Source organism: Rhodovulum sp. HP10 (genome assembly GCF_047553435.1).
In the GTDB taxonomy this organism is placed as follows: domain Bacteria; phylum Pseudomonadota; class Alphaproteobacteria; order Rhodobacterales; family Rhodobacteraceae; genus Rhodovulum.
In genome coordinates this window covers 3641901-3659951 of the sequence record NZ_CP180201.1, presented here as the reverse complement: position 1 = coordinate 3659951, position 18051 = coordinate 3641901, and the positions used below count along the sequence as shown (strand labels likewise).

Genomic DNA, 18051 nt, shown 5'->3' with positions numbered 1-18051 from the left:
AAAGGCTCAAATCTACTTCAGGTTGACTCAGGCATACATTTCCCACACACTTAGGCTTGTACAAGTTCCATTTTCGCCAGAAAGACCGGATTGGCGCCACGGTCTGTAAATTACGCTCACTCATGCCTTCCGAAAAAATCGGAGAACAGACATGATGACATTTGGAAAACTCGCCTCAACCACGGTCCTGGCAACTGTTCTGGCGACGAGCGCAAGCGCGGCGACACTTACAGCCGATACTGAATTGGATTTCTTTGACTCCGGGACGGGCCCTCTCCTCGGCCCCTACGGCGGTGATACCGCTGGCGGCGGCTATCCGGTCCTGCTCTCGGATACCTCGAACGCTCTTGACGGCGATCTGAGCACGTTCGTGTCATTGCCGACCGGAACCTTCATCACAGTCGGCTTTTCAAGTGGCTACGTCTTCGACGGCACGGGAGATGATATATTCGTGAGCGAGGTTGACCGAAACTCGGATGAGGACGCCAATGTGTATGTATCCTCTGACGGTATCGGGTTCACCTTCCTTGGGACAGTCGGAACAGGAGGAACCGAAACGCTTGATCTTGCATCGATTGGCTTTGCCGACCCGGTGACCGCGATCAGAATCGAAGGGCTGGGGACGGGCGGCGGTTCGCCGGGCTACGATCTTGCCATGGTGCAGGGGCTTGAGGGGAGCGTGGTCATTACGCCTCCTTCCGCGGTTCCTCTTCCCGCCGGTGTCTGGCTTCTGCTGAGCGGACTTGGGGCAATGGGTCTGGCGCAGAGAAAGCGGACCGGATCCCGACAAGCTGCACCGGCAGAGCGAAATGGGCGGCGCCATAGGCCGGGCTGAAGGTCGCGCCCGCATTCCAACGACCAGAGCGCCGCCCCTCGCAATGACCTTGCCAGTGGCGCAAATGAAGGGCCTACGGCCGGAACGACCGCGGATCACGCCGGATCAAGCGGATGTGAGCGGGCTCCCCCCTCGCCACCTTGACCCGACAAAAATTGTCGGATTTAACCCTGACCGGAATGCACCAGACCGGACAGGAGACCCCATGACCTTGCGCACTGCCCTTGTGGCCACCGCCGCTGCGGCCACGCTGGCCCCGACTGCCCAGGCCGATGTGAATATCTATTCCTATCGCCAGCCCGAACTGATCCAGCCGATCCTCGACGCCTTCACCGAGGATACCGGAATCGCCACCAATATCGCCTTTCTCAACAAGGGCATGGTCGAGCGGCTTCAGGCCGAGGGCATGCGCAGCCCGGCCGATATCATCCTGACGGTCGATGTCGCGCGGCTGGCCGAGGCGGTCGATGCGGGCGTGACCCAGGCCGTCGACAGCGCCGTTCTGACCGAGAAGATCCCGGCGGCCTTCCGCGATGCCGACAATCACTGGTTCGGGGTCACCACCCGCGCCCGGATCGTCTATGCCGCCAAGGACCGCGTCGATCCCTCGGAAATCACCACCTATGAGGACCTGGCCAATCCGAAATGGAAGGGCCGGATCTGCACCCGCTCGGGCACCCATGCCTATACGCTGGCGCTGGTTGCGGCGATGATCCACCACCATGGCGAAGAGGCCGCAAAGACCTGGCTCGAAGGCGTCAAGGCCAACCTCGCGCGCAAGCCCCAGGGCAACGACCGCGCGCAGGTCAAGGCGATCTGGGCCGGCGAATGCGATATCTCGCTCGGCAACACCTATTACATGGGCCAGATGCTGAAGGACCCCGAACAGGAGGCCTGGGCGCAGTCGGTCAACGTGCTGTTCCCGACCTTCGAGACCGGCGGCACCCATGTGAACATCTCGGGCATTGCCATGACCAAGGCCGCGCCGAACCGCGAGGAGGCGCTGAAATTCATGGAGTACCTCACCTCCGAGCATGCCCAGGAGATCTATGCCGAGGTCAATTACGAATACCCGGTCGTGCCGGGCACCGAGCCGTCGGATCTGGTGAAAAGCTGGGGCAGCTTCACCGCCGATGACGTGAACCTGATCGCCCTGTCGCGCGACCGTGCGGCGGCGCTCAGGCTGGTCGAGGAAGTCGATTTCGACGGCTGAACCGGTTTCGGGCGGCGGCCCCCGCGGGACGGGGCCGCCGCCCCGAAAGGCGGGCGCGCTGGACATACCGGCGCGCCCGCGCCACGTTGCAGGGCCAGCTTCCCGGAGACCTCGCATGCCCCGCAAGATCATCATCGACACAGATCCCGGCCAGGACGACGCCGTAGCCATCCTGCTGGCGCTGGCCAGCCCCGAGATCGAGGTGCTGGGCCTGACCGCCGTCGCCGGCAATGTGCCGCTGGCGCTGACCCAGAAGAATGCGCGCATGGTCTGCGAACTGGCCGGACGGCGCGACATCCCGGTCTTCGCGGGCTGCGACCGGCCGCTGGCAGGACAGCTCGTCACCGCCGAGCATGTGCATGGCAGAACCGGGCTCGACGGCCCCACCCTGCCCGAGCCGACCATGCCGCTGCAAGACGCGCATGCCGTCGCCTTCCTGATCGAGACCCTGCGCGCCGCCCCCGAAGGCGAGATCACGCTCTGCCCGCTGGGGCCACTGACCAATATCGCGACGGCGCTGCGCGAGGCCCCCGAGATCGGCCCGAAGATCCGCGAGATCGTGCTGATGGGCGGCGCCTATTTCGAGGTCGGCAACATCACCCCCGCGGCCGAGTTCAACATCTTCGTCGATCCCGAAGCCGCGGCCATCGTCTTCGCCTCGGGCGTGCCGCTGACCGTCATGCCGCTGGATGTGACCCACAAGGCGCTGGTCACCAAGCCCCGCAACGACGCGTTCCGCGCGCTCGACACGGCGGTCGGCCAGGCCGTTGCCGCGATGACCGATTTCTTCGAACGCTATGACCGCGAGAAATACGGCTCGGAGGGCGCGCCGCTGCACGACCCCTGCGTCATCGCCCATCTGATCAGGCCCGGGCTGTTCCGCGGCCGCCATGTCAATGTCGAGATAGAGACCGAGGGCCGCTTTACCCGCGGAATGACCGTGGCAGACTGGTGGCGGGTATCGGACCGCGCGCCGAATGCCACTTTCATGGGCGATCTCGATGCCGATGGCTTCTTCGCGCTGCTGACAGAGCGGCTTGGCCGGCTATGAGCCCCGGATCGGAGCCGTCAATTGCGATCAGGGAATGATTTTTGAAGCCTGTAACAAAGACTTCGCAAAAATCGGAAACAATTTCCACGGCATTGCGAAGAATTCCGTGGAATTCCGGATATCAACTTTAACGCGACACACAAAAAGGCAACAAAACCCAAGCATTTGCACGCAAAACGTGAATCGTCAAAGTAACGCCCCGTTTCCTTCGAAAACAAGCCAGATTTGTTGCTCGAAGAGCCCCTGAATGCTATGAGCATATCGCCTGCATTATTCCACAGGCGCTTCAGATTTTGAAGAAACGGGGAAAATACCAGTGTTCAAGACGTCTTGTGCCGCGGCAGCCGCGGTCATGCTTATTGGCGGCTCGGCATCAGCCGCCACGTTCGACTTCACCTCAGCATCGCTCGATGCGAACAACCAGCTGACCGTCGACGGGGTCACGGTGAGCGCCTATGCCGGCGTCTACCGCGACTTTCCGAACCCGGACACGATCCTGGTGACGGATTGCTCGACCTCGCTGTCCTGCGACCGCTCTGTCTCTCAGAGCAGTGCCGGGCTCGGTGTCGGCGGGTTCCTCGACAGCTCCGAGATCGACGGCTTCCTCGGCAACGACCTGCTGACCCTGTCGTTCAGCCAGACCGTCGACTTCTCGCAGGTCCTGTTCTCGTACTGGAGCATGGCCGACAGCTTCGACCTGTTCGTCGACGGCGTGCTGGTCTCTCCCGAAGAGCGCTCGGGGCCGAACCCCTACCCGCTGAGCGGGCTGACCGGCACCTCGATCAGCTTCGGCGCCGATGGCTGGACGGACTCCTACAAGCTGGCCTCGATCACCGTCGCGCCGGTGCCGGTGCCGGCGGCGGGCCTGATGCTGCTGGGCGGGCTCGGCGGCCTGGCCGCGCTGCGTCGCAAGAAGAAAAGCTGAGAACCGGCGCGAGCCGTCCTGTTCCGACGCTTCCATGCAGAAGGCCCCCGGCACTCACCCGGGGGCCTTTTCGTAGCCATTGCCCGGCTGGAAAGCCACGGCATGCGGCCTATCTCGGCGGCATGACCCTTTCGATCCGCTTCGACAATTCCTACGCCCGCCTTCCCGAGCGGTTCTACAGCCGCCAGGCGCCCGAACCGGTGCGCGCTCCGCGTCTGATCGCGCTGAACAGTTCACTGGCAGAGGCGCTCGGCCTCGACCCCGGGGCGCTGGCCTCGGAGGACGGCGTCCAGATGCTGGCGGGCAACCGGCTGCCCGAGGGCGCCGATCCGCTGGCGCAGGTCTATGCCGGGCATCAGTTCGGCGGCTTCGTGCCCCGGCTGGGCGATGGCCGGGCGATCCTGCTGGGCGAGGTCCTGGCCCCCGACGGCACCCGCCATGACATCCAGCTCAAGGGCGCGGGCCGCACCCCCTATTCGCGGATGGGGGACGGCCGGGCCTGGCTCGGCCCGGTACTGCGCGAATATCTGGTCTCCGAGGCGATGCATGCGCAGGGCATCCCGACCACCCGGGCACTGGCCGCGGTCGAGACCGGCGAGAGGGTGATCCGCGAGACCGTGCGCCCCGGCGCGGTGCTGACCCGGGTCGCGGCAAGCCATATCCGCGTCGGCACCTTCCAGTATTTCGCCGCGCGCCAGGACAACGACGCACTGGAGGCGCTGACCCGCCATGTGATGGCCCGCCACTACCCCGGAACGGAAACCGTGCTCGACATGCTGCAGGCAGTGCTGGCCGCGCAGGCACGGCTGGTCGCGCAATGGATGGGCACGGGCTTCATCCATGGCGTGATGAACACCGACAATACCTCGGTCGCGGGCGAGACCATCGATTACGGCCCCTGCGCTTTCATGGATGCCTACCGCCCCGACCAGGTCTTCAGCTCGATCGACGCCTATGGCCGCTATGCCTATGACCGCCAGGCCGATATCGCCGCCTGGAACCTGGCGCAGCTGGCCAGCGCGCTGCTGCCGCTGATCGACCCGGACCGCGACCGCGCGATCGAGCAGGCGACCGCCGCGATGCACGGCTTTCCCGACCTCTTCAAGGCGGCCTGGCTCGAGGTCTTCCGCCCGAAAATCGGGCTGGCCGGTGCCGAGCCCGGGGATGCCGAACTGATCCACGGGCTCCTGGACCTGATGGCCGCCGAGCGGGCCGATTTCACCAACACCTTCCGCGATCTGGCCGAGGGCCGTGCCGGAGCGGGCTTCCGCGACCGCGCAGGCTTCGGGGACTGGGCCCGGGACTGGACGGCCCGGCTCGGCCGCGAGGCGGCGACGCAGCCAGAGGCCGAGGCCAGGATGCGCGCCGCGAACCCGGCCTTCATTCCGCGCAACCACCGGATCGAGGCTGCGATCTCGGCCGCGGCCGAGGGCGATCTCGCCCCGTTCCGGCGCCTGCAAGAGGTCCTGGAACGCCCCTTCGAGACCCGGCCCGGGGCAGAGGATCTGCGCGCCCCGCCCGCCCCTCACCAAGAAGTCCTGCAGACCTTCTGCGGCACCTGATCCGATCCCTGTTCTGGGCCCTGATCCGGGCCCTGATCCGCGCGCCCGCCGCAGCGGGCCGCCGGATATTCCACTTTGCCCGGTCCGGAGTTCGGGCTAGCCATGTCGACAATCCGATATTTTCGACTCCCCTTCCCGATTTCCGGACAAAGACATGTCGCTCTTGCAGATCGCCTCGCTTCTGATCGTTTTGGCCGCGCTTTTCGGCACCATAAACTACACGCTCCTTCGTCTACCCCAGGCCATCGGCATCCTGCTGGTGGCGCTGATCGTCTCGCTCTCGGCAATGGCGCTCGATGCGCTGCTGCCCGGGCTGGGGCTCGGCACGCGGCTCTCTGCCCTGGTGCAGGAAATCGACTTCTCGGACACGCTGCTGGAAGGCATGCTGGGGCTTCTGCTCTTTGCAGGGGCGCTGCATGTGAAGATCGAGGATCTGCGCGCCCAGGCGCTGGGGGTCTTCATCATGGCCACCATCGGGGTGGGGCTTTCGGTTGCGGTGGTGGGGATCGGTTTCTCGTGGCTGACCGGAATGCCGCTTTTGCTGGCCATGCTGTTCGGCGCCATCGTCTCGCCGACCGACCCGGTCGCGGTGCTGGGCGTGCTGCGCCAGGCACGACTGAGCCGCTCTCTGGAGACCACCATCGCGGGCGAGAGCCTGTTCAATGACGGCGTGGCCTATGTGGTCTTCCTGATCCTTCTGGGGCTGGCCTTCCCCTCGGCCCATGGCGGCCATGGCGCGGCGCCGGGTGACAGCGCGGCCGCCGCCGCCGCGATGCTGTTTCTGCGCGAGGCGGTGGGCGGCGCGGTTCTGGGCGGGGTTCTGGGCTGGCTGACCTTCCGCGTCATGCGCCGGATCGACGATTACGCGCTCGAGGTGCTGATCACGCTGGCGCTGGCCTTCGGCGGCTACGAGCTTGCGGTCGCGGCCGGGGTCTCGGCCCCGATCATGGCGGTGGTGGCGGGCCTCATGATCGGCCATGTCGGCATGAAATACGGCATGTCCGAGGAGACCCGCAAATATGTCGATGCGTTCTGGAAGATGATCGACGAGATCCTCAACGCGGTGCTGTTCCTGCTGATCGGCATCGAGGTCTTCGCCGTCGCCTTCGCGCTTGACGGCATCGCGACGCTGGCCGCCGCCATCGCCCTGGCATTGCTGGCCCGGCTGATCTCGGTCGCGGTGCCGGTCCTGCTGATCGGACGCCGTCAGGGCCTTGCCCGGGGCACCATCCCGATCATGACCTGGGGCGGACTCAAGGGCGGCATCTCGGTCGCGCTGGCGCTGAGCCTGCCCGAAAGCGACTGGACCCCGCTGATCCTGACCGCGACCTATGTCATCGTGGTGTTCTCGATCCTCGTGCAGGGGCTGACCGTGGGCAGGCTGGCCCGCCGCTTCAGCCGCGAACCCGAACTGATCCAGCAATGAGCGCCCCCGCCGCACATCCGCTGGCCGCCTTCGACATCGGCCCCGACGGCACCGCCCGCCCCGTCGACGAGCCCTGGCCCGCCGCCACGCCCGGCCCGGGCGCGGCCTGGCGCTGGCTGCATTTCGCGCTGAGCGACCCGGCGCTGGCCGACTGGACCGAGGCGCATCTGCCCGCGGTGGCGGCCGCCGCGATGGTCCAGACCGAGACCCGGCCGCGCTGCACCCCGCTCGAAGGCGGGCTCATCGTCAACCTGCGGGGCGTCAACCTCAATCCCGGCGCCGAACCCGAGGACATGGTCTCGCTTCGGCTCTGGATCGGCGCCGGGCTGGTGGTCAGCGTGCGCCGCAGCAAGGTCTTCGCGCTCGACGATCTGCGCCGCGCGGCCGAGACCGGCTCCGCGCCGCCAAGCCCCGGCGCCTTTCTCGCCGAGATCGCCGAGGGGCTGACCGACCGGCTGGAGGCGGTCTCGGTCGAGCTCGAGGACCTGACCGACGCGCTGGAAGAGGCGATCCTCGAGCGCGAGGAGGAGGACGAGGCCATCGGCCTGGCGCCGCTCCGACGCAGGGCGATCCGGCTGCGCCGCCATGCCGGACCACAGCGCGAGGCGCTGGGTCGCCTGTCGGACAACCCGAACGGGCTGATCGATGCCGAGGCGCGCATCCTTCTGGGCGAAAGCGCGAACCGGGCCGCCCGCACGGTCGAGGAACTCGATGCGGTGACGGCGCGGCTGATCGCGCTGCATGACCATCTGGAAGGCCGGCGCGGCATGCTGATGGCGCGCAACGGCTATGTGCTGTCGGTGGTGGCGGCGATCTTCCTGCCGCTCGGCTTCCTGACCGGGCTGTTCGGGGTGAATGTCGCGGGCATGCCGGGCACCGCCAACCCCTGGGCCTTCGCGCTGCTCTCGGCGGCCAATGTCGTCCTGGCGCTGGGGCTGCTGGCTCTGTTCCGCCTGCTGCGCTGGCTGTGAGCCCGGCCCGCGCCCGGCGGCGCGCACACACGGCGATTTCACTTCCCTCTCACGCCCCGGCCCGATAATCGGAGCCGACACCCTTTCCTGAGGACGCCTGAAAATGGACAACATGCGCGGCATCATGCTGATGGTCGCGGCGATGGCCGCGTTTGCCCTTGAGGACATGTTCGTCAAGAAGGTGGCCGTGACGCTGCCGATCGGGCAGATCCTCACGCTTCTGGGCCTGGGCGGCGGAACCATCTTCACCCTGATGGCGCTCCGGCGCGGCCAGCGGCTCTGGTCGCGGGCGCTCCTGAGCCGCCCGGTCCTGTTGCGCAACTCCGGCGAGATCGTCGGCACGCTCTGCTATGTCACCGCCATCGCGCTGACGCCGCTGGCCTCGGCCTCGGCGATCCTGCAGGCCACCCCGCTGGCGGTCACGCTGGGGGCCGCGCTGTTCATGGGGGCACAGGTCGGCTGGCGGCGCTGGACCGCGATCTCGGTCGGTTTTCTCGGCGTTCTCATCGTCGTGCGCCCGGGGCTTGACGGTTTCGAGCCGGCCTCGATCTTCGCCGTGATCGCGGTCTTCGGGCTGGCGCTGCGCGATCTCGCGACCCGGGCCACGCCGCGCAATGTGGGCTCGCTCCAGCTTTCGGCCTATGGCTTTTTCATGCTGGTGCCCGTGGGGCTGGTGATGATGGCGCTCGGGCAGGGGCCGGTGGCGATCGACCGCGGCGATGCCATCTCGCTGTTCGGCGCCCTGGTGATGGGGGTCGCGGGCTATTACGCCATCGTCGAGGGCATGCGGGTCGGCGATGTCGCGGTGGTGACGCCGTTCCGCTATACCCGGCTGATCTTCGCCCTCGTCATCGCCATGGCGGCCTTCGGCGAGCGCCCCGACACCATGACCCTGATCGGGGCGGCCGTGATCATCGCCTCGGGGCTCTATACCCTCTGGCGCGAACGCGCCCTTTCCCTCCGCCGCGCCGGACGCTAGAACTCGGCCCGAGTTTTCATCGTGCATTAGAAAGGGACTGCCCCCCCATGAGCACCATCATCGACATCATCGGCCGCGAGATCCTCGACAGCCGCGGCAACCCCACCGTCGAGGTCGACGTGATCCTCGAGGACGGCACCATGGGCCGCGCCGCCGTGCCCTCGGGCGCCTCGACCGGCGCCCATGAGGCCGTCGAACGCCGCGATGGCGACAAGGCGCGCTACATGGGCAAGGGGGTGCTGGACGCCGTCGCCGCCGTGAACGGCGAGATCGCCGAGGCGCTGGTGGGTTTCGACGCGACCGAGCAGGTCGCCATCGACGGCACCATGATCGAGCTCGACGGCACCGAGAACAAGGGCCGCCTCGGCGCCAATGCCATTCTCGGCGTGTCGCTGGCCGTCGCCAAGGCCGCCGCCGATTTCACCGCCCAGCCGCTTTACCGCTATGTCGGCGGCACCTCGGCACGCGTGCTGCCGGTGCCGATGATGAACATCATCAATGGCGGCGAGCATGCCGACAACCCGATCGACATCCAGGAATTCATGATCATGCCGGTCAGCGCGGAGACGATCCGCGACGCCGTGCGCATGGGCTCGGAAGTCTTCCACACCCTCAAGAAGGAACTGGCCGCCGCCGGGCACAACACCGCCATCGGCGACGAGGGCGGCTTCGCGCCCGCGCTCAGCTCGACCCGCGACGCGCTCGACTTCATCCTGAAGAGCATCGAGAAGGCAGGCTACAAGCCGGGCGACGACATCCATCTCGCGCTCGACTGCGCCTCGACCGAATATTTCGAGAATGGCAAATACGAGATGAAGGGCGAGGGCCTCAGCCTGAGCGCCGCCGAGAATGTGGACTACCTGGCCAAGCTTTGTGCCGACTACCCGATCATCTCGATCGAGGATGGCTGCGCCGAGGATGACTGGGACGGCTGGAAGCTGCTGACCGACGCGCTGGGCGGCAAGGTGCAGCTGGTGGGCGACGATCTCTTCGTGACCAACCCGAAACGGCTCGCGGATGGCATCAAGGCCGGGGTCGCCAACTCGATGCTGGTCAAGGTCAACCAGATCGGCTCGCTGACCGAGACGCTCAACGCCGTCGATATGGCCCATCGCGCCCGCTACACCAACGTGATGTCGCACCGCTCGGGCGAGACCGAGGACGCGACCATTGCCGATCTGGCGGTCGCCACCAATTGCGGCCAGATCAAGACCGGCTCGCTGTCGCGCTCGGACCGGCTGGCGAAATACAACCAGTTGATCCGCATCGAGGAGATGCTGGGCGAGACCGCGGAATATGCCGGGAGCTCGATCCTGCGCGGCTGAGCCTCGCGGCCCCCGAAAACGGCAATAGAAACGGCAAAGGCGCGGCCCTTCGGGGCACGCGCCTTTTTCCTGCCGCCCCGCGACCTGCGGTCGCAGAACGGGCTTGCAGGGCACTGTCTACATCAGTATACCATCTTATAGACGCCATATGCCGAATCGCGGCTCATCAGGGCGTCGATCAAGGCCTTGCCGTCGGCAGTGGGTTGCCCTTCATCGTCAAGCCAACCGCGACCGCGCGCGACCTGGTCGGCAGGTGCACGGGAAAACCCCATGCAGAACAGGGTAAACCCCAGTATTCGCGACACAATATCGTCGCTCGACAATGTCTCGCGCTGAGTGGGCGCGTCATCTTCCTTGATCATGCTTGTCCTCTGAATCCCCTTGCATGGCGACAACAGGAAAACGCCGCCGATCCGGTCCTGGATCGCCGTTCCCGAAAATGCAGCTTGCGGAGACGGTTCCGCGCGTTTTCCCGTGTCGTGACGGGACGTTCCATATCACCTTTCGCGCCGGGTTTCATCGGCTCTCGCGTCCTTACCCCGCCGCTCCGGCAAGGGATGGCCGAACCCCCTGGATGCATCGCGTTGCGCCTTCTCGGGGCGCTTTCTGCAGGGCCCTTTCCCCAGAGGGCCCATCTCGGGGCGCCGCCACCGCTCCGGGCCGCAAAACCGCTTTCCGCAAGCCGGGCGCGGGGGTAGGCTCGGCCCATGACTGCCGAAGAGATCATCGCAACCCTCGGCCTGACGCCCCATCCCGAGGGCGGCTGGTACCGCGAAACCTGGATTGCCCCGGCCGGGCCTGGCGACCGGCCCTCAGGCACCGCCATCTATTACCTGCTGACCGAGGGCCAGCGCAGCCACTGGCACCGGGTCGATGCCGACGAGATATGGCTGTATCACGCCGGCGATCCGCTTGAGCTGAACCTTGCCGAGACCGCCGCAGGCCCTGCCCGGGATCTTGTGCTCGGGCCCGATCTCGCGGCAGGCGCGCGGCCGCAGGCAGTGGTGCCCGCAGGACATTGGCAGGCCGCGCGGCCGCTCGGCGCCTGGACGCTGGTAAGCTGCACGGTCAGCCCGGGCTTTCGCTTCGAGGGATTCGAGATGGCGCCGCAGGGGTTCGACATCCCTCGGGCCTGAACCTCCTCAGGGCTGCGAGATCCGCCCGCCCCAGACCGGCGCGGAAACGCCGGTCGTCGAGGGAAACGAGGTCGGAAGCCCGCGCGCCACCCGGACCGCCAGATAGGCGAAGGCCTGCGCCTCCAGCATGTCGCCATCAAGCCCCAGCTCTTCGACCGGCACTGCCGAGATGCCCGTGCGCCCGGCCAGCATCGCCATCAGCACCGGGTTCCGCCGCCCGCCCCCCGTCACCAGAAGGCGCGCGGGCCGCGACGGGCAGTGATCCAGCGCCATCGCCACGGAAACGGCCGCCGCCGCCGTCAGGGTCGCGGCGGCATCCGCATCGGGCAGATCCGCCACCCGCGCCTGAAGCCCCGCGAAATCGTCGCGGTCGAGCGACTTGGGCGGCAGGCGGTCGAAATAGGGATGGGCCAGGAAGGCCTGCAGCACAGCCTCGTCGGGCTGCCCCGCGCCGGCCAGCGCGCCGTCCCTGTCGAAGGGCAGACCCAGCCGGGCGCCAAGCAGATCGTTCAGCGGCGCATTGGCCGGGCCGGTGTCGAAGGCCAGGAGCGCGCCGGGCGCGCCCGGGTCCGGCTTGCGCGGGTCGAGCCAGGTCAGATTGCCCACACCGCCGAGGTTCAGGAAGGCGACCGGCTCTGTCAGCCCGGCCCAGCGCGCGCAGGCGAAGTGAAAGACCGGGGCCAGCGGCGCGCCCTGCCCGCCTTCGGCCACATCCCTGCTGCGGAAATCCCAGACCACCGGCAACCCCAGCCGCTGCGCCAGCGCTGCGCCATCGCCCGCCTGATGGGTGCGCGCGCCCTGCCCCTGCACCCCGTCGGGATCGTGGGCGAGCGTCTGGCCGTGAAAGCCCGCCAGATCGACACCACCGAAGCCCGCCAAAGCTTCGACATGGGCGGCCTCGACCACGCCCGCAGCCTCGGCCACGCCGGAATCGCCGGGCCAGCGCCCCAGCGCCGCCGCGATCACCCTGCGCTCGGCCTCGGCGTAGGGCCGGTAGGCGGTGTCGCCGAAACCGAGGATCGCATCGCCATCAGTCGTCACGACCGCCGCGTCGACCCCGTCGAGCGAGGTGCCCGACATGGTTCCCAGCGCCCGCACCGGACCGATCTGCATCATGGTCTTTCCCTCACTGCCTGCCGCCGATATATCACGGCGGAACGTGAACCCAAGGGACAAGAGGCAATGACCTACCACCCGAAATCGGACTTCCTGCGCGTGATGATCGAGCGCGGCTTTCTGGCCGACTGCACCGATTATCAGGGCCTGGACGAGGCTCTGTCGACGGGGGTGGTCACGACCTATATCGGCTATGACGCCACTGCGGCGTCGCTGCATGTCGGGCATCTGCTCAACATCATGATGCTGCGCTGGCTGCAGAAGACCGGCCACCGGCCGATCACGCTGATGGGCGGCGGCACCACCAAGGTGGGCGATCCCTCGTTCCGCTCGGATGAACGCCCGCTGCTGACGCCCGAGAAGATCGACGCCAATATCGCCGGGCTGAAAGACGTCTTCGCCAAATATCTCGACTATGGCGATGGCCCGACCGGCGCCCTGATGCTGAACAATGCCGAATGGCTGGACGGGCTCAACTATCTGGACTTCCTGCGCGATATCGGGCGGCATTTCTCGGTCAACCGGATGCTGAGCTTCGAATCCGTGAAGTCGCGGCTCGACCGCGAACAGTCGCTGAGCTTTCTCGAATTCAACTACATGATCCTGCAGGCCTATGACTTCCTCGAACTGAACCGGCGCTATGGCTGCCGGCTGCAGATGGGCGGCTCGGATCAGTGGGGCAATATCGTCAACGGCATCGACCTGACCCGCCGCATTCTCGAGAACGATGTCTACGGGCTGACCTCGCCGCTTCTGACCACCTCGGATGGCCGCAAGATGGGCAAGAGCCAATCGGGCGCGATCTGGCTGAACGGCGACATGCTGAGCCCCTACGAATTCTGGCAGTTCTGGCGCAACACCACCGATGCCGATGTCGGCCGGTTCCTCAAGCTCTATACCGAGCTGCCCGTCGAGGAATGCGACCGTCTGGGCGCGTTGGCGGGATCGGAAATCAACGATGCCAAGATCGTGCTCGCCAACGAGGTCACGGCGCTGGCCCATGGCCGCGCCGCGGCCGAGGCCGCCGAAGCCACCGCACGCGAGGTGTTCGAGAAAGGCGGGACGGGCGAAGATCTGCCGACCGTCGCCCTGAGCGCCGGCGAATTGGCCGACGGCATCTCGGTGGTGCAGCTCATCACCCGGGCCGGGCTTGCCAAATCGGGCAAGGAGGCCAAGCGGCTGATTTCCGAAGGCGGTGCGCGGCTGAACGATGCGCCGTTGACCGATGCCGGGCTGATGGTCGATGCCGCGATGCTGGCCGAGCCGATTAAGCTGTCGGCGGGCAAGAAGCGCCACGCCCTGGTGCGGCTGGACGGCTGAGCCCAGCGGCAAAGCGAAAGGACGCGCCGCGCCGGGAAACCCGCGCGGCGCCTTCGTCTTCAGCCCCCTGAACGCCCCTCGGGGCATGAAATCGGGCGAGGCCAGATGGCCCCGCCCGATTTCATCTCCTGGCACTGCGCCTCAGTCGGTGACGCTGACCTTGACCATGCGGTCGGGCTGGCCCATCACCTCGCCGTTCCGGCCCGAGCCGCGCTTGATCGCATCGACCACGTCCATGCCCTCGGTCACGCGACCGACGACCGTGTACTGGCCGTTCAGATGCGGCGCCGGGGCGAACATGATGAAGAACTGCGAATTGGCCGAGTCGGGACTGGCCGAACGCGCCATGCCGACCACGCCGCGATCGAAGCTCTTGTCCGAGAATTCGGCCTTGAGATCGGGACGGTCCGAGCCACCGGTGCCGGCGCGGCGCATGTCCATGCCGAACTTGCCGAATTCGACATCGCCGGTCTGGGCCATGAAGCCGTCGATCACCCGGTGAAAGACGACATCGTCATAGGCGCCCTCGCGGGCCAACTCGGTGATGCGCTGGACATGACCGGGGGCCACATCCTCCATCAGCTCGACATGAACGGTGCCATTCGCGCCCTCGCCCGCGATCTCGATATCGAGCCCGGTCGCCAGCGCCGGCCCCGCCAGCGTGCAGAGCAACGCGACAAGCAGCTTAGGCATCGGCCGCCACCTTGACGCGGATCATGCGGTCGGGATCGGCCGGCGGCTCGCCCCGGACAATGGCGTCGACATGTTCCATGCCCTCGATCACGCGGCCATAGACGGTGTACTGGCCGTTGAGGAAATGGTTGTCGGCGAAGTTGATGAAGAACTGCGAATTGGCCGAGTTCGGATTCGCGGAGCGCGCCGCGCCGAGGGTGCCGCGATCATGCGGCAGCTTGGAGAATTCGGCCGGCAGGTCGGGCAGATCGGAGCCGCCGGTCCCGGCACGGCGGGGGTTGTAGTCCTTCTCGGCATTGCCGTGTTCCACATCGCCGGTCTGGGCCATGAAGCCCTCGATCACGCGATGAAACACCACATTGTCATAGGCTCCGGCCCGGGCGAGCGTCTTCATGCGCTCGACATGCTTGGGGGCGACCTCGGGCAGAAGCGCGATGGTGACGTGGCCCCCCTTCAGCTCCATGATGATGGTGTTCTCGGGGTCCTTGATCTCGGCCATGGCCGGTTCCTCCTAGGATCTCTGTCGGGCCGAGACACTAGTGCGGCGGAAAGGCGATGAAAAGGGGCGCGAATGGGACCGACCATTGACCTTTCCGACACTTCGGGCGAATTAACGCCAACGTGAGCCCTTCGGGAGTACAATGCATGGCTTGGAAAACCCTCGACGACATGGACCTTGCCGGCAAGGTGGTCCTGGTGCGTGTGGACATTAACGTACCGGTCGAGGATGGCCGGGTGACCGACGCGACCCGGATCGAACGGATCAAGCCGACGGTGGAGGATATCCTCGAGGCGGGCGGCAAACCGGTGCTGCTGGCGCATTTCGGTCGCCCCAAGGGCAAGGTCGTGCCCGAGATGAGCCTCAAGATCACCCTGCCCGCGCTGGAAGAGGCGTTCGGCCGCGGCGTGATCTTTGCCGATGACTGCATCGGCCTGCCCGCGAAACAGGCCGTCGCCGCGCTCAGCGAAGGCGATATCCTGCTGCTGGAAAACACCCGTTTCCACGAGGGCGAAGAGAAGAACGACCCGGCGCTGGCCGCCGCCATGGCCGCGCTCGGTGACATCTACGTGAACGACGCCTTCTCGGCCGCGCACCGGGCCCATGCCTCGACCGAGGGCATCGCCAAGCTGCTGCCCTCCTGTGCGGGCCGTCTGATGGAGGCCGAACTGACCGCGCTCGAAGGCGCGCTCGGCAATCCGGCCCGCCCGCTGGTCGCGGTGGTCGGGGGCGCCAAGGTCTCGACCAAGCTCGATCTGCTGGGCAATCTCGTCAGCAAGGTCGATTACCTGGTGATCGGCGGCGGCATGGCCAATACCTTCCTTGCCGCCCAGGACATCAATGTCGGCAAATCGCTCTGCGAGCATGACATGACCGGCACCGCGCGCGACATCAAGGACAAGGCCGACACGGCGGGCTGTCAGATCGTGCTGCCGGTCGATGTCGTGGTGGCGCGCGAATTCCGCGCCGGCGCGGTGAACGAGACCGTTCCGGCCGATGCCTGCCCTTCGGATGCGATGATCCTCGATGCCGGGCCGCAATCGGTCGAGCTGATCGAGGAGGTCTTCGCCAAGTGCAAGACGCTGATCTGGAACGGCCCGCTCGGCGCCTTCGAGATCGACCCGTTCGATGCCGCCACCAATGCCGCCGCGAGGAAGGCCGCCGAGCTGACCGAGGCCGGACAACTGGTCTCTGTCGCGGGCGGGGGCGATACCGTCGCGGCGCTGAACGGCGCGGGCGCGGCGGAAAAGTTCAGCTACATCTCGACCGCGGGCGGCGCCTTCCTCGAATGGATGGAAGGCAAGACCCTGCCCGGCGTCGCGGCACTGGAAGACTGAGCTGAACGCCTGAACCTGCATGCGCGCACCGGATCGGTCCGTGGCGCGCGCGCATTATCGTGTCTCTGCCGTGCGCCATGCGCAGCCCCGTTGCCGCGGGCCCTGTTTTTGTGACCAGTGCGTTTCGAGATTTCGATTTCCAACACGAATCGGTTGCCCTAGACTGCCGCGAGCCGCGCATGGGGCGCGGCCAGCAGGGGCAGGGTCATGGCCACGACGCGTCTGCGCCCCGCCTGGGGGGCGCTTGTCTATATCGGTGTGAGCTTCTCGCTGGCGATGTATTTCACCTTCGCCGCCGTGCAGGGGGATTACGGGTTGTTCCGCCGCATTCAGATCGAAGCGGACGCCGCCAGGCTCGAGGCGCGCAAGGCCGAGCTCGAAGCCGAGCTCGAGGCCGTGTCGAACAAGACGCGCCGGCTGTCCGATGGCTATCTCGACCTCGACCTGCTCGACGAGCGCGCCCGCAGCGTGCTGGGCCTGATCCGTGCCGACGAAATCGTCGTCCGCTGAGCCCCCCCCCTGATCCTCTCTGTGTCCGCCAGTCCGCAGCCGGCCGGGAAAAAGCCCTCGCATTTCTAGAACCGCTCTGATATATTTTGGTTTAACGTTAAACCATCTTCCATACATGGGAGGCGCCGCCAGATGGCACCGCGAAAACCGCCCGCAAAACCGAACATCTCCAAGGAAGAGCTTCTGACCTATTACCGCGAAATGCTGTTGATCCGGCGTTTCGAGGAAAAGGCGGGGCAGCTTTACGGCATGGGACTGATCGGAGGGTTCTGCCACCTCTATATCGGTCAGGAGGCCGTCGTCGTCGGGCTCGAGGCCGCGGCCGAAGAGGGCGACAAGCGCGTGACCTCGTACCGCGACCATGGCCATATGCTGGCCTGCGGGATGGACCCGAAAGGCGTGATGGCCGAGCTGACCGGTCGCCAGGACGGCTATTCAAAGGGCAAGGGCGGGTCGATGCACATGTTCTCGAAGGAGCGCCATTTCTATGGCGGCCACGGGATCGTCGGCGCCCAGGTGCCGATCGGCGCAGGCCTGGCCTTCTCGGACAAGTACAAGGGCAATGGCCGGGTGACCTTCACCTATTTCGGCGACGGCGCCGCGAACCAGGGCCAGGTCGCCGAGACCTACAACATGGCGCAGCTCTGGGACCTGCCGGTGATCTTCGTGATCGAGAACAACCAATATGCGATGGGCACTTCGGTCAAGCGCTCGACCAAAAGCCCGGATTTCTGGGAACGCGGCGCAGCCTACGGCATTGCGGGCGAATCCGTCGACGGCATGGATGTGCTCGCTGTCAAAGCTGCGGGCGAGAAGGCGGTGGCCCACTGCCGCGCCGGCAAGGGCCCCTATATCCTCGAGGTCATGACCTATCGCTACCGCGGCCATTCGATGTCGGACCCGGCCAAGTACCGCTCGCGCGAGGAGGTCCAGAAGGTCCGCGAAGAGCGCGACGCGATCGAGAATGTGCGCGAGCTGATCCTGCAGGGCAAGCACGCGACCGAGGACGAGCTCAAGGAAATCGACAAGGAAATCAAGGCTGTGGTCAACGAGGCCGCCGAATTCGCCAAGGAAAGCCCGGAGCCCCCGCTCGACGAGCTTTATACCGACATCTATGCCGAAACGGCGCCGCAGAACGCCTGAGGAGGAGAGA

At 66.4% G+C, this 18051-nt stretch carries 18 protein-coding genes; 14 read left to right on the top strand and 4 right to left on the bottom strand.

Features of this window, described 5'->3' with window-relative positions:
- Positions 1–151: 151 nt before the first annotated feature.
- The 9 genes from ACK8CO_RS17165 (at position 152) to eno (ending at position 10287) form a co-directional block, all read left to right on the top strand.
- The gene (locus ACK8CO_RS17165; RefSeq protein ID WP_414897425.1) at positions 152–835 is read left to right on the top strand and encodes a VPLPA-CTERM sorting domain-containing protein; all 684 of its coding nucleotides are present in this window, start codon (positions 152–154) and stop codon (positions 833–835) included.
- 205 nt (positions 836–1040) lie between these two features.
- Positions 1041–2048 carry a Fe(3+) ABC transporter substrate-binding protein gene (locus ACK8CO_RS17160; protein ID WP_155774034.1) on the top strand — a complete coding sequence of 336 codons (1008 nt, stop codon included), beginning with the start codon at positions 1041–1043 and terminating at the stop codon, positions 2046–2048.
- Positions 2049–2163: 115 nt separating this feature from the next.
- Positions 2164–3099, top strand: a complete 936-nt coding sequence (locus ACK8CO_RS17155; protein ID WP_080616731.1) for a nucleoside hydrolase — start codon at positions 2164–2166, stop codon at positions 3097–3099.
- Between the two features lie 316 nt (positions 3100–3415).
- A complete protein-coding gene (locus ACK8CO_RS17150) occupies positions 3416–4024 on the top strand; it encodes a VPLPA-CTERM sorting domain-containing protein (protein ID WP_414897424.1) in 609 nt (202 codons plus the stop codon).
- A gap of 122 nt (positions 4025–4146) precedes the next feature.
- Entirely contained in the window at positions 4147–5586 is a 1440-nt protein-coding gene (locus ACK8CO_RS17145) for a protein adenylyltransferase SelO (protein WP_414897423.1), read from the top strand.
- 154 nt (positions 5587–5740) lie between these two features.
- Positions 5741–7012 carry a cation:proton antiporter gene (locus ACK8CO_RS17140; protein ID WP_080616734.1) on the top strand — a complete coding sequence of 424 codons (1272 nt, stop codon included), beginning with the start codon at positions 5741–5743 and terminating at the stop codon, positions 7010–7012.
- Positions 7009–7983, top strand: coding sequence for a CorA family divalent cation transporter (locus ACK8CO_RS17135; RefSeq protein ID WP_414897422.1), 975 nt, complete (start codon positions 7009–7011; stop codon positions 7981–7983). Before ACK8CO_RS17140 ends, ACK8CO_RS17135 begins: the two co-directional genes overlap by 4 nt.
- Positions 7984–8086: 103 nt before the next feature.
- Positions 8087–8962, top strand: coding sequence for a DMT family transporter (locus ACK8CO_RS17130; RefSeq protein ID WP_414897421.1), 876 nt, complete (start codon positions 8087–8089; stop codon positions 8960–8962).
- A gap of 47 nt (positions 8963–9009) precedes the next feature.
- Positions 9010–10287, top strand: a complete 1278-nt coding sequence (eno, locus tag ACK8CO_RS17125; protein WP_414897420.1) for a phosphopyruvate hydratase — start codon at positions 9010–9012, stop codon at positions 10285–10287.
- 122 nt (positions 10288–10409) lie between these two features.
- On the opposite strand, the gene ACK8CO_RS17120 is transcribed toward eno, so the two are convergent.
- Entirely contained in the window at positions 10410–10649 is a 240-nt protein-coding gene (locus ACK8CO_RS17120; protein ID WP_414897419.1) for a hypothetical protein, read from the bottom strand.
- Positions 10650–10994: 345 nt separating this feature from the next.
- On the opposite strand from ACK8CO_RS17120, the gene ACK8CO_RS17115 reads away from it, so the two are divergent.
- The gene (locus ACK8CO_RS17115; protein WP_414897418.1) at positions 10995–11423 is read left to right on the top strand and encodes a cupin domain-containing protein; all 429 of its coding nucleotides are present in this window, start codon (positions 10995–10997) and stop codon (positions 11421–11423) included.
- A gap of 6 nt (positions 11424–11429) precedes the next feature.
- Here ACK8CO_RS17115 and ACK8CO_RS17110 read toward each other — a convergent pair whose 3' ends face one another.
- Positions 11430–12539 (bottom strand): anhydro-N-acetylmuramic acid kinase, encoded by a 1110-nt coding sequence (locus ACK8CO_RS17110; protein WP_414897417.1) that lies wholly within the window; start codon positions 12537–12539, stop codon positions 11430–11432.
- 66 nt (positions 12540–12605) lie between these two features.
- Here ACK8CO_RS17110 and tyrS point away from each other — a divergent pair, with 66 nt between their 5' ends.
- On the top strand, positions 12606–13859 hold the full coding sequence (gene tyrS / locus ACK8CO_RS17105; protein WP_414897416.1) for a tyrosine--tRNA ligase: 1254 nt from the start codon (positions 12606–12608) through the stop codon (positions 13857–13859).
- A gap of 141 nt (positions 13860–14000) precedes the next feature.
- Here tyrS and ACK8CO_RS17100 read toward each other — a convergent pair whose 3' ends face one another.
- Positions 14001–14552: a peptidylprolyl isomerase gene (locus ACK8CO_RS17100; RefSeq protein ID WP_414897415.1), complete on the bottom strand. Its 552-nt coding sequence runs from the start codon at positions 14550–14552 to the stop codon at positions 14001–14003.
- Positions 14545–15051, bottom strand: a complete 507-nt coding sequence (locus ACK8CO_RS17095; RefSeq protein WP_080616742.1) for a peptidylprolyl isomerase — start codon at positions 15049–15051, stop codon at positions 14545–14547. Before ACK8CO_RS17095 ends, ACK8CO_RS17100 begins: the two co-directional genes overlap by 8 nt.
- A 146-nt stretch (positions 15052–15197) precedes the next feature.
- On the opposite strand from ACK8CO_RS17095, the gene ACK8CO_RS17090 reads away from it, so the two are divergent.
- The 3 genes from ACK8CO_RS17090 (at position 15198) to pdhA (ending at position 18041) form a co-directional block, all read left to right on the top strand.
- Positions 15198–16388 (top strand): phosphoglycerate kinase, encoded by a 1191-nt coding sequence (locus tag ACK8CO_RS17090; RefSeq protein WP_414897414.1) that lies wholly within the window; start codon positions 15198–15200, stop codon positions 16386–16388.
- Positions 16389–16595: 207 nt separating this feature from the next.
- Positions 16596–16898, top strand: a complete 303-nt coding sequence (locus ACK8CO_RS17085; protein WP_414897413.1) for an FtsB family cell division protein — start codon at positions 16596–16598, stop codon at positions 16896–16898.
- A gap of 132 nt (positions 16899–17030) precedes the next feature.
- On the top strand, positions 17031–18041 hold the full coding sequence (gene pdhA, locus ACK8CO_RS17080) for a pyruvate dehydrogenase (acetyl-transferring) E1 component subunit alpha (RefSeq protein ID WP_414897412.1): 1011 nt from the start codon (positions 17031–17033) through the stop codon (positions 18039–18041).
- The last annotated feature ends 10 nt before the right edge of the window (positions 18042–18051 follow it).

Excerpts from the sequence above, each read along its gene's own strand:
- ACK8CO_RS17165 (WP_414897425.1), top strand. The coding sequence starts at position 152 with ATGATGACATTTGGAAAACTCGCCTCAACCACGGTCCTGGCAACTGTT.
- ACK8CO_RS17160 (WP_155774034.1), top strand. The coding sequence starts at position 1,041 with ATGACCTTGCGCACTGCCCTTGTGGCCACCGCCGCTGCGGCCACGCTG.
- ACK8CO_RS17155 (WP_080616731.1), top strand. The coding sequence starts at position 2,164 with ATGCCCCGCAAGATCATCATCGACACAGATCCCGGCCAGGACGACGCC.
- ACK8CO_RS17145 (WP_414897423.1), top strand. The coding sequence starts at position 4,147 with ATGACCCTTTCGATCCGCTTCGACAATTCCTACGCCCGCCTTCCCGAG.
- ACK8CO_RS17140 (WP_080616734.1), top strand. The coding sequence starts at position 5,741 with ATGTCGCTCTTGCAGATCGCCTCGCTTCTGATCGTTTTGGCCGCGCTT.
- ACK8CO_RS17135 (WP_414897422.1), top strand. The coding sequence starts at position 7,009 with ATGAGCGCCCCCGCCGCACATCCGCTGGCCGCCTTCGACATCGGCCCC.
- ACK8CO_RS17130 (WP_414897421.1), top strand. The coding sequence starts at position 8,087 with ATGGACAACATGCGCGGCATCATGCTGATGGTCGCGGCGATGGCCGCG.
- eno (WP_414897420.1), top strand. The coding sequence starts at position 9,010 with ATGAGCACCATCATCGACATCATCGGCCGCGAGATCCTCGACAGCCGC.
- ACK8CO_RS17120 (WP_414897419.1), bottom strand. The coding sequence starts at position 10,649 with ATGATCAAGGAAGATGACGCGCCCACTCAGCGCGAGACATTGTCGAGC.
- ACK8CO_RS17115 (WP_414897418.1), top strand. The coding sequence starts at position 10,995 with ATGACTGCCGAAGAGATCATCGCAACCCTCGGCCTGACGCCCCATCCC.
- ACK8CO_RS17110 (WP_414897417.1), bottom strand. The coding sequence starts at position 12,539 with ATGATGCAGATCGGTCCGGTGCGGGCGCTGGGAACCATGTCGGGCACC.
- tyrS (WP_414897416.1), top strand. The coding sequence starts at position 12,606 with ATGACCTACCACCCGAAATCGGACTTCCTGCGCGTGATGATCGAGCGC.
- ACK8CO_RS17100 (WP_414897415.1), bottom strand. The coding sequence starts at position 14,552 with ATGCCTAAGCTGCTTGTCGCGTTGCTCTGCACGCTGGCGGGGCCGGCG.
- ACK8CO_RS17095 (WP_080616742.1), bottom strand. The coding sequence starts at position 15,051 with ATGGCCGAGATCAAGGACCCCGAGAACACCATCATCATGGAGCTGAAG.
- ACK8CO_RS17090 (WP_414897414.1), top strand. The coding sequence starts at position 15,198 with ATGGCTTGGAAAACCCTCGACGACATGGACCTTGCCGGCAAGGTGGTC.
- ACK8CO_RS17085 (WP_414897413.1), top strand. The coding sequence starts at position 16,596 with ATGGCCACGACGCGTCTGCGCCCCGCCTGGGGGGCGCTTGTCTATATC.
- pdhA (WP_414897412.1), top strand. The coding sequence starts at position 17,031 with ATGGCACCGCGAAAACCGCCCGCAAAACCGAACATCTCCAAGGAAGAG.